At 68.0% G+C, this 11,808-nt stretch carries 14 protein-coding genes; 3 read left to right on the top strand and 11 right to left on the bottom strand.

What is annotated here, in order from left to right; translation table 11 throughout:
- Positions 1-11: 11 nt before the first annotated feature.
- The 11 genes from trxB to VNF92_02390 all read right to left on the bottom strand — a co-directional run bounded on the left by trxB (position 12) and on the right by VNF92_02390 (position 8,429).
- Complete coding sequence (trxB, locus tag VNF92_02440; protein HVA56722.1) at positions 12-980, bottom strand: thioredoxin-disulfide reductase; 969 nt, start codon at positions 978-980, stop codon at positions 12-14.
- Between the two features lie 106 nt (positions 981-1,086).
- Positions 1,087-1,878 carry a hypothetical protein gene (locus VNF92_02435; protein HVA56721.1) on the bottom strand — a complete coding sequence of 264 codons (792 nt, stop codon included), beginning with the start codon at positions 1,876-1,878 and terminating at the stop codon, positions 1,087-1,089.
- Positions 1,865-2,599 (bottom strand): SDR family oxidoreductase, encoded by a 735-nt coding sequence (locus VNF92_02430; GenBank protein ID HVA56720.1) that lies wholly within the window; start codon positions 2,597-2,599, stop codon positions 1,865-1,867. The genes VNF92_02435 and VNF92_02430 overlap by 14 nt, the downstream gene beginning before the upstream one ends.
- A gap of 21 nt (positions 2,600-2,620) precedes the next feature.
- The gene (locus VNF92_02425) at positions 2,621-3,496 is read right to left on the bottom strand and encodes a PHP domain-containing protein (protein HVA56719.1); all 876 of its coding nucleotides are present in this window, start codon (positions 3,494-3,496) and stop codon (positions 2,621-2,623) included.
- Positions 3,493-3,759, bottom strand: a complete 267-nt coding sequence (locus VNF92_02420) for a hypothetical protein (protein HVA56718.1) — start codon at positions 3,757-3,759, stop codon at positions 3,493-3,495. Before VNF92_02420 ends, VNF92_02425 begins: the two co-directional genes overlap by 4 nt.
- On the bottom strand, positions 3,760-4,020 hold the full coding sequence (locus VNF92_02415; protein HVA56717.1) for a hypothetical protein: 261 nt from the start codon (positions 4,018-4,020) through the stop codon (positions 3,760-3,762). It lies immediately after the preceding gene.
- A gap of 1 nt (position 4,021) precedes the next feature.
- Entirely contained in the window at positions 4,022-5,323 is a 1,302-nt protein-coding gene (locus VNF92_02410; protein ID HVA56716.1) for a dihydrolipoamide acetyltransferase family protein, read from the bottom strand.
- Between the two features lie 341 nt (positions 5,324-5,664).
- Positions 5,665-5,961, bottom strand: coding sequence for a hypothetical protein (locus VNF92_02405; protein HVA56715.1), 297 nt, complete (start codon positions 5,959-5,961; stop codon positions 5,665-5,667).
- Positions 5,958-6,383 (bottom strand): hypothetical protein, encoded by a 426-nt coding sequence (locus VNF92_02400; GenBank protein HVA56714.1) that lies wholly within the window; start codon positions 6,381-6,383, stop codon positions 5,958-5,960. Before VNF92_02400 ends, VNF92_02405 begins: the two co-directional genes overlap by 4 nt.
- Positions 6,380-7,711: an inositol-3-phosphate synthase gene (locus tag VNF92_02395; GenBank protein ID HVA56713.1), complete on the bottom strand. Its 1,332-nt coding sequence runs from the start codon at positions 7,709-7,711 to the stop codon at positions 6,380-6,382. Before VNF92_02395 ends, VNF92_02400 begins: the two co-directional genes overlap by 4 nt.
- Positions 7,712-7,715: 4 nt before the next feature.
- Entirely contained in the window at positions 7,716-8,429 is a 714-nt protein-coding gene (locus tag VNF92_02390; protein HVA56712.1) for a CDP-alcohol phosphatidyltransferase family protein, read from the bottom strand.
- 180 nt (positions 8,430-8,609) lie between these two features.
- Here VNF92_02390 and VNF92_02385 point away from each other — a divergent pair, with 180 nt between their 5' ends.
- The 3 genes from VNF92_02385 to VNF92_02375 all read left to right on the top strand — a co-directional run bounded on the left by VNF92_02385 (position 8,610) and on the right by VNF92_02375 (position 11,807).
- Entirely contained in the window at positions 8,610-9,830 is a 1,221-nt protein-coding gene (locus tag VNF92_02385) for a serine hydrolase domain-containing protein (protein HVA56711.1), read from the top strand.
- A 103-nt stretch (positions 9,831-9,933) separates the two neighbouring features.
- Positions 9,934-10,290, top strand: coding sequence for an iron-sulfur cluster assembly accessory protein (locus VNF92_02380; GenBank protein ID HVA56710.1), 357 nt, complete (start codon positions 9,934-9,936; stop codon positions 10,288-10,290).
- Positions 10,287-11,807 (top strand): sodium:solute symporter, encoded by a 1,521-nt coding sequence (locus tag VNF92_02375; GenBank protein ID HVA56709.1) that lies wholly within the window; start codon positions 10,287-10,289, stop codon positions 11,805-11,807. The genes VNF92_02380 and VNF92_02375 overlap by 4 nt, the downstream gene beginning before the upstream one ends.
- Position 11,808 lies beyond the last annotated feature (1 nt).

Genomic DNA, 11,808 nt, shown 5'->3' with positions numbered 1-11,808 from the left:
AACCCGCATCTTCAGGCCGCGCCCACGGGGGTAGCGGCGTCGGCCCGTGCCTTGAGGTACTTCTCGGCCGCAATGGCGGCCGTCGTGGCATCGCCCACCGCCGTCGTCACCTGGCGCGTGATCTGCACGCGCACGTCGCCCGCTGCAAATAATCCGGGCACCGATGTCTGCATGCTCCAGTCGGTGCGCAGGTAGCCGAATTCATCGTGGTCCACGTGCTCGCCGATGATCCCGGTGTTGGGCTTGAACCCGACGAAGATGAACAGGCCGGTAACGGGCAGATCGCGGTGCGCGCCCGTCACGGTGTCGTGCAGTTCGAGATGGTGGAGCAGCCCATGGTCGTCGCCCACGGCGCGGTTGACCATCGTGTTCCAGATGAATTCAATCTTCGGATTGGCGAACGCGCGCTCCTGCAGGATCTTCGAGGCGCGCAGTTCGCCGCGGCGGTGCACGAGATACACCTTGTCCGCGTAGCGCGTGAGGTAGTCGGCTTCCTCCACCGCGGCATCGCCGCCGCCCACCACGGCGATCGTGTGCCCGCGGAAGAACGCCCCGTCGCACACGGCGCAGTACGACACGCCCTTGCCGGCGTATTCCAACTCGCCGGGAATGCCGAGTTTCACGGGAGTACCGCCCGCCGTGACGATCACCGTCGGCGAGAGATAGACGTCGCCCTCCTCCGTAATGGTTTCGAACTGGCCGTCATCGCGCCGTTTGACGGACATGACGACGACCCCCGTGCGCAACTCGGCGCCGAACTTGGTCGCGTGGTCGGCGAACTTCTGGGCCAGTTCATAGCCGAGAATGTGTTCGAAGCCGGGATAATCCTCGATCAACTCCGTATTGAGCAACTCGCCGCCCGGCGCGCCGCGCTCCAGGACGACGGTCTTGAGCATGCCGCGACCGGCGTACATTCCCGCGCACAGGCCCGCGGGCCCGGCACCGATGATCACGACCTCATATTCGTAGGTATGGGCCACTGGTCTCTCACCGTTTGGGCCGGCGCGCAGCCGATGGTCGCCGGCGTTACCATAGGTATGGAATCTCGCCGGTTTGCTCGGCGAGGGGAACCGTGGCCCCGCCCTGCTAGGGCAATTGCCCGACGGCGGGCTCCGCCGCGACGACGACGCGGCTGAGCGCGCCGTGGCAGTGCGACACCGTGCCCACCAGCACATCCACGGGCGCGCCGATCGCGCCCGATGCGGCGATCGCCGCGTCGGCGGCCAGCACGTCGCGCACATCGATCATACCGACGCCGTACGCGCGGTGGGTGCACTGGAAGAGGATCGGCTCCCGCGCCGTACCCGGGTCGGCCTGAGCGGCCGCGTATTCGCGGATCGCGGGCGCCATGCTCCAGTCGCGAGGTCCCTTGGTATGCGGGCACACCGCCGGTTCTATGCAGTTGATGGGACACATCCACGTCGCGAAGCTCACGTAGTGCGTGCCGTCGGGGGCGGCCCGCTCCCAGGGCACGTGAGGCGTCGCCCGGAGCGGCGCCACCCTTACGTCGCGGCCGGGCCACCGCGTGCGCGCCGCGTCCACGAGCCAGTCCCGCAGCAGGTGCGGCATGAGCGGCGACGGCACGATGGCATCCTCGGCGGCGTCACCGTCGCGGCGCGCCGCCGCCAGGTAGCGAGCGAAGTGCGCGCGCCAATCGGCGATCTCCACGCGGACCAGCGGGTCACCGGCGCCAACGCGGCGCGCGACCGGGCACGCGGCATCGCGATCCACGACGGTCACGCCAGCGCACCGCACCGCGCCGGCCGCCACCGCGCGCCGGAGCTGGCGCACGTAATACCCCCCATAGCATCCGCCCCCGACCACCGTGATGCGGCCGAACGCCTGCGGCGCGGAGAACCGCGGGTTAGCCGCGGACACGACGGCCGCCGTCGACGACGATCGTCTCGCCGGTGACGAAGTCCGCCTCGAGCAAGTACGCCACCGCTTGCACGACGTCAGCCGGGGAACCGTTCCGCGCGAGCGGCGTGGTGGACCGTAGCCGCTCGGCGTCGGCGTCGCTCCAGCCATCGGGGAGCAGCACGTTGCCGGGCGCGACCGCGTTCACCCGCACGGCAGGCGCCATGATCCGGGCCAGCGACTCGGTGAGCCGCACGACGCCGAGTTTGGAGAGGCCGTGCGGCAGATAGCCCGGCCACGTCTCGAACGCCGCCAGGTCCGCGATATTCACGATCGCGCCGCCGGCGCCGCCCGCCAGGTGGGGTGCCGCGGCCTGCGCGAGAAAGAACGGAGCGCGCAGATTGAGTGCGAAGATGCGCTCCCACTGTCCGGCGGTCACCTGGCCGAAGGGCGTGCGCTCCATGATCGCGGCCGAGTTGACGAGCACGTCGAGCGTGCCGAACCGGCCCACCACCGCATCGATGAGCGGCCCGGGCGCGCCCGGGTCGCCGAGGTCGGCGCGCAGAGGCTCGGCTTCGCCGCCGGCCGCGCGGATGAGACGCACCGACTCCTCGGCGTCGGTCGGCGAGCCGTGGTAGTGGACGGCCACGCGCATGCCGCGCGCGCCGAGTCCGACGGCGATGGCGCGTCCGACGCGCCTTCCGGCTCCGGTTACCAGTGCCACCCGTCCGCGCAGTTCCATCGTCCCTCCGGTGTAGACGGACTACGTGACGGCGCTCGCCGCCATGGCGGCGAGGTACGCGTCCTGGCGCGCCAGCCAGCCTTGCGGCACGTGCATGGAACCAAGCGTACGCGGACCGTCCTCGGAGCCGTGCCAGTCGGACCCGCCGCTGGGCACGAGCCCGAGGTGCTCGGTCAGCGCGCGCAGGCGAGCCACGTCTTCGGCACTATGGCTGGGGTGGAGCACTTCGACCCCATCCATGCCGTGCGCGGCCAGCGATTCCAGCCGTGTCCGGCTGCCGGTGTGCCCGGGGTGCGCCATCACGGCGATGCCGCCGGCGCGGTGGATCATCGCCACGGCGTCGATCATCGTCAGCCGGTCCTTGGCCACGAATGCCGGACGGCCGTTGCCGAGATAGCGGTCGAAGGCGTCGCGCAGGTCGGTGGCCCAGCCTTCCTGGACGAGTGCGCGAGCCACGTGAGGGCGGCCGATCGCGCCGCCGGCCGCCTGCTCCACGACCGACTCGAAGCTGATGCGCACGCCCAGGTCGTTGAGTCGCTGCACGATGCGCACGGCCCGCTGGCGGCGCATCTCGCGTAGCGCGATCAGGCCGGCCTCGATCTCCGAGACGCGCGAGAGGTGCAGGCCCAGGACATGCGTTTCCGTGTCGCCTTCCACGGCACTCAACTCGACGCCGGCCACGAGACGGAGGCCGAGTTCGGCGGCCGCGGCCTGGGCTTCAGCGATGCCGGCCACCGTATCGTGGTCGGTGAGTGCAACGGCGGCGAGCCCTGCCTGGTGCGCCGCGGCCACCACGTCGGTGGGCGAGCGCGCACCATCCGATGCCGTGGAGTGGGTGTGGAGATCGACGTACGCGGCGCGCTCCCCACCGGGTGTGGCGCCGGCCGGTGTCGTCACGCCGAGTAGTCGGCTTCGGGCGACGTGAAGCTCGGCTGCGAATACCCGAACAGGCGCTGCAATTCCGCGTCGTTCATCTGCGCCAGGGACTGCTGGCGCGAGCGGGCGCCCTGGGGTGAGTAGCGCGTGACGCGCACTTCGCGGTCATCGCCGGCGCCGGTGACGAAGAGCAGCGAGAACTCGTCGTGGTCGCTCTGCGTGACGCGGCCCGACGGCATGACGCGCCACGTCTTCCCGTTCACGTTCAGTGTGCGGATGGGCATCTAGTCCAACTCCACTTCAATGTAGACGCGCCCGGCATCGAGGACAGGATCCGGCGCGCCGGCGTGGGCGCGCGTCAATGTCTCGACGTCAGGGGCTTCGAAGAATTCCAGAAAGGCTCCCGGCAACGCCTCCTCCTCGAACACCCAGAAGTGGCAGTTCGCCTTGGCGTAGTACTCCCGCCGCCGCGCCAGGCGTTCGGCGTACCGCTTGCGCTCCTGCGGCGGGATGAGAGTACGCTGAACGGTGAGCGCGCGCGGCATGTCAGAGGGCGGAGTCGGGGAACGACTCGATCGTGCGCTTGATGTGACCGAGGAACTGGTCGGCCACGGCGCCGTCGACGATCCGGTGATCGAACGAGAGCGAGAGGTAGGAACAGGTGCGGATGGCGATCGTGTCCTCGCCGTCGGGACCGGTGAGCACCTTTGGCCGCTTCTCGATCGCCCCCACGCAGAGGATGGCCACCTGCGGCTGGTTGATGATCGGGGTGCCGGTGAGCGATCCGAACACGCCGGGATTGGTGATCGTGAACGTCCCGTCCTGGACTTCGCGCGGATCGAGCTTCTTGGCTCGGGCGCGCCCGGCCAGATCATTGAGGGACTTGGCGACGCCGCTGAGCGAGAGGTCGTCGGCGTTCCGGATGACCGGCACGATGAGGCCCCAATCGAGCGCCACCGCAATGCCGAGGTTGATCGGCTTCCGGTAGATCACGCTGGCCCCGGCCACCGATGCGTTCACCACCGGGAACGCCTTGAGCGCGTCGACGGTGGCTCGGATGATGAACGGCATGTACGAGAGCTTCTGTCCCGTGGTGGCCTCGAACTCCGCCTTGTGCACGGCGCGGATGCGGGCCACGCGCGTGAAGTCCATCTCCATGATCGACGTCACGTGGGCCGACGTGTGCCGCGAGACCACCATGTGCTCACTGATCAGCGCGCGCATCTTGCTCATCGGTTCCACGCGGTCCCCCGGCCACGGCTCGGGGGTAGGCGCGACATGCGCGGCGCCCGGCAGCGCGGGCATCGACGGGCGCGGCGCGCCCGAGTCGAGGTACTGCAGGAGGTCGCGCTTGGTGACGCGGCCGTTCATGCCGGAGCCCGTCATGGCCGCAATCTCGATGCCGTGCTCGGCCGCGATCTTGCGCACGAGGGGTGACGATTTGGTGCGGAGCCGCTCCTCGAGGGAATGGCCGTTGCCGGAAGGGACCATCGGAGCGCTGACAGGCGGCGGGGCGACGGGTGCGGCCGGGGTCACGGGGGCCGAAATCGCCGCCGCGACGGCAGCGGGGGCCGGCGCCGGGGCAGCCGCGTCGACCACGGCCCCCTTCTCGGTCTCGAGCCGTGCGACGACCGTCTGCACCGCCACCGTCTGGCCTTCGGTGACCAGGATCTCGGCGATTATCCCCGCCTCCGGTGACGGAATCTCGGCGTCGACCTTGTCGGTGGAGATCTCGAAGATCGGTTCGTCGCGCTTGACCGCATCGCCGACCTTCTTGAGCCACTTCGAGAGCGTGCCTTCGGCGATCGACTCGCCCATCTGCGGCATGATGACATCTATGCGGGCCACGGGATCACCCTCTGTCCGATTTGGCAGCCGCGGCGCGGCCGCGGCTTCTCAGTACGAAGACGGTCGTCGGGAATGCAATCGCACCCGCCGCCGCTCCGATGAACCAATAGCTTCCCCACGCGCAGGGCGCGCCCGTGTTGGGGTCGGCGACGCAGTGCGTCGCCCAACCCACGATCTTGGCCGCGAAGACGCCCAGCATGCCACCGCCGAACAGACCGGCGGTGAGCGTGATGCACCCCAATCCAACATACTGCCAAACGCCACCGGATTCGACCGGGGGCCGTGCGGGCGCGTTCGCTTGGCCGCCGGGACGGTCTTCGGCGTGGTGCACCGTTGCCGCCTCAGTACGCCGCTTCGAGCACGTGCCGCGGATCTTCCTCGCGATGGAGCGACAAAAAGAAACGCTTCACGTTGCGGTCGAGGCGACTCTCCCCCATCTGGTCGGTGTCGACCTCGATGAAGGTGTAGTGGCCCCCTTCGGCCCTGACGTTGACGCGCGCCGCGCCGAGCGGGCCGGAATAGGTGCGCGACCGCGCGGCCGTGGCCGTGCTCGCCAGGCCCAATTCAGGAAAGAACCGGTCGGCGGCGGCGACCACGTGGGCGGGAACGAGATGACTCCGGTAGAAGTGTCGCATCACGGGGTGGAATCGGGGCGTTCGTTGAATACGTCCTGCATCCAGTCGACGCGCTCCAATGGGTGCAGGGAGTCGCGCCGGAAGCGGATGGCCATGGCCCACTGGCCGGCGATCACGAAGTTGAGTTTGCCGTAATAGGTCCCCAGCTCGGGGCCGTTGGTGAAGCCGTCCCACGTGCTGGCGCCGTCGCGCGTGTTGGCGAAGATCTGGCCCTCGCCGTTCTCGATGGGCTGCTGGGTCTGGCGATCGCGAACGATCACCTTGTACGTGATGCTCTCGCGGGCGTGCGGCGGGATGTCCGACGGTTCGATGACGAAGTCGTAGCTCTTGGAGGGGAGGTGCAGCAGCGGACGCGATTCTCCCCCGCAGGCCGCGAGGACTGCCGCGGCTGCCGCCATCGCCACCGCACGCGCGAATCGCGTCACGGCTGGTAGTACTCCAGCCCGAGGTGCGTGATCTGCTCCTCTCCCATGAGGTGGCGGAGCGTGTTCTTCAGCTTGGTCTGCTGAATGAAGAGATCATGCTCGGGCTGCAAGCCCGGACCCGCCATCGGCGATTTGTAATAGAAGCTCAGCCATTCCTGGATTCCCTTCATGCCGGCGCGATGCGCGAAATCCGAGAACAGCGCGAGGTCGAGCACGATGGGCGCGGCGAGAATGGAGTCGCGGCACAGGAAGTTGACCTTGATCTGCATCGGGTAGCCCATCCACCCGAAGATGTCGATGTTGTCCCAGCCTTCCTTGTTGTCGCCGCGCGGCGGATAGTAGTTGATGCGCACGACGTGCGAGAAGTCCTTGTAGAGGTCGGGGTATTGCTCGGGCTGCAGGATGGTGTGCAGCACGCTGAGCTTGGACTCTTCCTTGGTCTTGAACGACTGCGGATCGTCCAGCACCTCGCCGTCGCGGTTGCCGAGGATGTTGGTGGAGTACCACCCGGCGAGGCCGAGCATGCGCGCCTTGATCGCCGGAGCGATGACGGTCTTCAACCACGTCTGGCCGGTCTTGAAGTCCTTGCCCGAGATCGGCACGCCGCGATCGTTGGCCAACTGCTGCAGCGCCAGCGTGTCCACGGCGAGGTTGGGCGCGCCGTTGGCGTACGGGATGCCCTCCATGATCGCGGCCCAGGCGTAGAGCATGGCGGGCGAGATGGCCTCGTCATTGTTCTCCATCGCCTTCTCGAACTGCTCCACGGTGGCGTGCTGCGGGCCCGGCCGGATGAAGATCTCCGTGGACGCGCACCACACGATGACCAGACGGTCGAGCTTGTGCCGGGCCTTGAAGTCGCGCATGTCCTGGCGCAGCTGTTCGGCGAGGTCGCGCTTGGTCTTGCCCTTCTTGACGTTGGTGCCGTTGATACGGGTGACGTAGTGATTGTCGAACACCGCCGGCATGGGCTTGATGCCCTTGAGGAAATCCGCCACGCGCTCGAGATCCGCGGCCTCGAGAACGCCGGCCTTCTTGGCCGCGGTGTAGGCGTCGTCGGGAATGGGGTCCCAGGCGCCGAACACGAGATCGGTCAGCCCGGCCAACGGGACGAAGTCCTTGATCAGCGGGGACCGGTTGTCGGTGCGCTTCCCGAGCCTGATCGTCGCCATCTGCGTCAGCGACCCGATGGGCTTGGAATACCCGCGACGGATGCTCTCGACGCCGGCCATGAAGGTAGTAGCAACGGCGCCGAGCCCGGGCGTGAGCACACCGAGTCTGCCGGTGGCCGGACGCGGCGGCGTGCGCGTATCGGATGACGATCCCTGCACGACGTTAATCTCCTTTGAGCAAGGGATGCGCGTCGTACGACGGCGTGGACAGCGGTGCCGATGGCTGTCCGGAACCCGCCGACGACGGAGCATCCGTGGGTGTGGTGGCGTGGTAGACGCACATCACACGCTGATAGACGGTGATCCAGGCCGTGACGGTCAGGACCACGATGATGACGGCCAGCACGACCCCGTCAAGAGCCAGGCCGAAGAACGCTTGCGGAACCGAGAGTAACACGACGCGCTCCGGCCGCTGCAGCATGCCCACCTTCGCGTCGATTCCCAACGCCTCAGCCCGCGCCCGGGTGTACGAGGTGAGGAACGAGCCGATGAGCCCGAGCAGGCACATCACGACCATCGGAACGCTCGCCCATGAGTGGTGCACCGAATTCAACGCGTAGAACACTGCCAGTCCGCCGAGCACGAACCCGTCGGCCAGCCGGTCGAGCGTGGAATCCAGGAAGGCCCCGAACGTCGAGGCGGTGTTGGACCGGCGCGCGACCGTCCCGTCGAGTACGTCGAAGATGGCCGTGAGCCCCAGAAAGAACCCGCCCACACTGATATGCCCGGTGCCGTACACCACTCCACCCGTTACCGTGCACGCGGTCCCGATCACCGTGATGGTATTCGGGTGCACACCGTGTCGGACACACCAATCCGCGACGGGATCGATGAGGCGCAGGTATCCGTTCTTCAGCCAGTCCGGCAGAATCTTCATTCGGCTCCGAGACGCGCACTCGGCATACGCCTCGCCGCGCGAACTGCAGGCGGGGGCGGGGGGGCAAAAAAGTAAAGAGCCGGAGCGACGCCCCGGCGGCTAAAAGTATCCAGTTCACCAACTTGTAGCAACTGGAACGACAGTGTTTCGGGCCGGGGCCGGCGGGCTTATTCTTCCTTCATGCGTCACCTTCCTAGTGCCCGGGCGTGGACTCCTTTCGCCGCGGCGTTACTCGCCCTGCCCCACCCCGCGTACGCCCAGGGGGGGCCATCCGCCCCCACGGTGTCGTCGGCGACGGTCGGACGCGCCCTGTCCGACACGCTCCGGCTCGTGCTCGACGCAGCCGTGCGGGACCACGCCTTTCCCGGCGCGTATGCCGTGGTCGGCAATCACGCCGGAATCGTGGCCGAGTACGGCGCCGGGCACCTCGACTGGGATCCGTCGCCCCGCCCCGATGCGCACGCCATGTGGGACCTGGCGTCGCTGACCAAAGTCGTGGGGATGACGTCGGCGATGATGCAGTTGGTGGAGCAAGGCAAGGTGTCGTTGGACGCGCCGGTCCAACGTTACCTCCCGGAATGGACCGGCCCGCACAAGGCCGAGGTCACCGTCCGGGAGCTGCTCACTCACACATCGGGACTCCCCGCCTTCCGCGCCTACGATCGCATCACCACCAACGGGGACAGCATCGCCAAGTTGATGATGGCCGAACCGCTCGAGGCGCTGCCCGGGACGAGATTCGTGTACAGCGACATCGGCGCGTATCTGGCGGGGAAGATCGTGGAACGGGTGTCGGGCGAGCGCCTCGACCGGTACCTGGCCGCGCACGTGTTCGGGCCGCTCGGCATGCACGACACCATGTACAACCCGCCCGACTCACTGCGGCCGCGCATCGCGCCCACCGAGGTCGATCCGCGGCGCGGCGGCAAGCTGCGCGGCAAGGTGCACGACGAGCGGGCGTACTATCTGGGTGGCATTTCGGCGCACGCCGGGCTGTTCAGCAGCGGGTACGATCTTGCCCGCTTCGCCGAAATGTACCTGAACGGCGGGGCGCTGGGTCCCGTGCGGGTGGTCCGTCGGCAGACGATCATCGCATTCACCACCGTCCAGGATCGGGCGCTTTCCAACCGCGCCCTGGGATGGGAAAAGCCCAATGGGACCAACTCGGCCGGCCACCTGATGTCGCCGGCGGCGTTCGGCCACACCGGGTTCACGGGCACCTCGATCTGGATCGATCCGGCGCAGGACCTGTTCATTGTGCTCCTCACCAACCGTGTGGACCCCACGCGGGCGAACAGCAAGATCGGGCCGGTGCGCATCGAGGTGGCCGATGCCGTGGAGACGGTGCTCGACCGGGTGGAGCGAGCGGCGGCGGTGCAAAGCACGGGCGGCTCGCACTGAGCGGCGGTGGGGAGCCGCGGCGCTTGAAGCGCCGACGGGCCCCGCTATATTTCGCCGTTGGAGAGGGTGGGAGTTCATGCCACCCAACGACTTGGAGGATTCGATGAGCACGGCACAGCAACCCGACGTGATGGTGGTCGTCACCGACGTCGCCAGCACCGAGGTCAAGAAGTTCATGGATCAGGAAGGCGTCGATCCCACGGTGGGCGGCCTTCGCGTGAGCGTACAGCCGGGCGGGTGCAGCGGGTTCAAGTACGGCCTGCTCATCGAGGACGCGGCGGCGGACGACGATTTCGTGGTGGACCAGGGCGGCTGGCGCGTGCTGGTCGATCCATTCTCGGCGCAGTACCTCAACGGGGTGACCATCGACTACGTGTCGTCGATGCAGGGCTCCGGTTTCACATTCAAGAATCCGAACGCGACTGGCGGGTGCGGATGCGGTAGCTCGTTCACCGCTTGAGTCGCGGTTTTACCCTTCTCGACGCCGTCGTCCTCGTCGCATATCTCGCGGGGACGACGGCGTTCGGCATCTGGCTCGGACGCCGCCAGAAGAGCGCCAAGGACTATTTCGTGGCCGGCCGCGACATCCCGTGGCCGGCCGTCATGTTCTCGGTGGTCGCCACCGAGACCAGCGCCCTCACGTTCATCAGCGTTCCCGGATTGGCGTACATCGGCAATCTGGGGTTCCTGCAAGTGGTGGCCGGCTACCTGCTGGGGCGCATCGCGCTGGCCTTCACCCTGCTGCCCCGCTACTACCAGGGCGAGATCGTCACCGCCTATGCGATGCTCGAACAGCGCTTCGGCCTGGCCACCCGGCGCTTCACGTCGGTGGTGTTCATGGGCACGCGCGCCATGGCCGACTCGGTGCGCGTATTCGCGACGGCGATTCCCGTGGCGATGATCCTCAGCGGCACGGGCGCGGTGCCACCGCGGTACATGATGCCGGCAGCGATCCTCGTCCTCGGCGCGCTCACCGTGCTGTACACGTACAAGGGCGGCATGCGCGCCGTGGTGTGGACGGAGCTGATCCAGGCGGGCATCTACGTGTTCGGCGGGCTGGTGGCGCTCGTGCTGCTCGGGCGCGCCGCGCCGGGGGGATGGCCGGCCATCTGGCACTCGGCGGGCGCGGCAGGCAAGCTGCACATGATCGACTGGTATACGGGATTCGACCGGCCGTACACCATGCTGGCCGGATTGCTCGGCGGCGGATTCCTGTCCATGGCGTCGCACGGCGCCGACCAGTTGATCGTGCAGCGGTTGCTCTCGGCCCGTTCGCTGCGCGACGCGCAGAAGGCGGTGATCGGCAGTGGAGTGGTGGTGATCGCGCAGATGGCTCTCTTCCTCATCATCGGCGTGGGTCTCTGGGCCCACTTCGCCGGCCGCCCCTTCTCCACCCCCGACGACGTGTTCCCGACGTTCATCATCCAGGCCATGCCGCCGGGGCTATTAGGACTGGTGGTGGCGGCGATCGTCGCGGCCACGATGAGCACGCACTCGGCCGCGATCAATGCGCTGGCCGCCTCGGCCACGCACGACATCTACCTGCCGCTCACCGGCCACTCGGCATCCGACCCCGGCACGTTGCGCGTGGGCAAGCTGTTCGCGCTGTTCTGGGGCGTAGTGCTGACGGCGGGCGCGTTGGCTTTTCGCCAGCAGGGAACGCCGGTGGTCGTGATCGCCCTTTCGATCGCATCGTTCACATACGGCGGCCTGCTGGGAGGTTTCTTCCTGGCGCTGTTCGTTCCCCGGGCCGCCCAGCGCGACGCGATCCTCGGCATGTCGGTGGGGATCACGGCGATGGCGGTGGTGGTGTTCGCGAAACCACTGGCCAGTGCGTATCCTTCCCTCGCTGCGATGCTCGGCCCGCTGGGGGCGATCGCGTGGCCGTGGTACGTGCTGATCGGCACGACCATCACCCTGCTCACCGGAACTCTTTCGTCGCTCACGCGCCCCGGCCCGCGAGCGGCGCGGGTATGAC

Source organism: Gemmatimonadaceae bacterium (genome assembly GCA_035533015.1).
Lineage (GTDB): Bacteria > Gemmatimonadota > Gemmatimonadetes > Gemmatimonadales > Gemmatimonadaceae > JAGWRI01.
Note: the sequence above shows the minus strand (reverse complement) of the source record. Positions and strands in the feature narration are given on the sequence as shown.

Excerpts from the sequence above, each read along its gene's own strand:
- VNF92_02385 (HVA56711.1), top strand. The coding sequence starts at position 8,610 with ATGCGTCACCTTCCTAGTGCCCGGGCGTGGACTCCTTTCGCCGCGGCG.
- VNF92_02420 (HVA56718.1), bottom strand. The coding sequence starts at position 3,759 with ATGCCCATCCGCACACTGAACGTGAACGGGAAGACGTGGCGCGTCATG.
- VNF92_02430 (HVA56720.1), bottom strand. The coding sequence starts at position 2,599 with ATGGAACTGCGCGGACGGGTGGCACTGGTAACCGGAGCCGGAAGGCGC.
- VNF92_02415 (HVA56717.1), bottom strand. The coding sequence starts at position 4,020 with ATGCCGCGCGCGCTCACCGTTCAGCGTACTCTCATCCCGCCGCAGGAG.
- VNF92_02390 (HVA56712.1), bottom strand. The coding sequence starts at position 8,429 with ATGAAGATTCTGCCGGACTGGCTGAAGAACGGATACCTGCGCCTCATC.
- VNF92_02380 (HVA56710.1), top strand. The coding sequence starts at position 9,934 with ATGAGCACGGCACAGCAACCCGACGTGATGGTGGTCGTCACCGACGTC.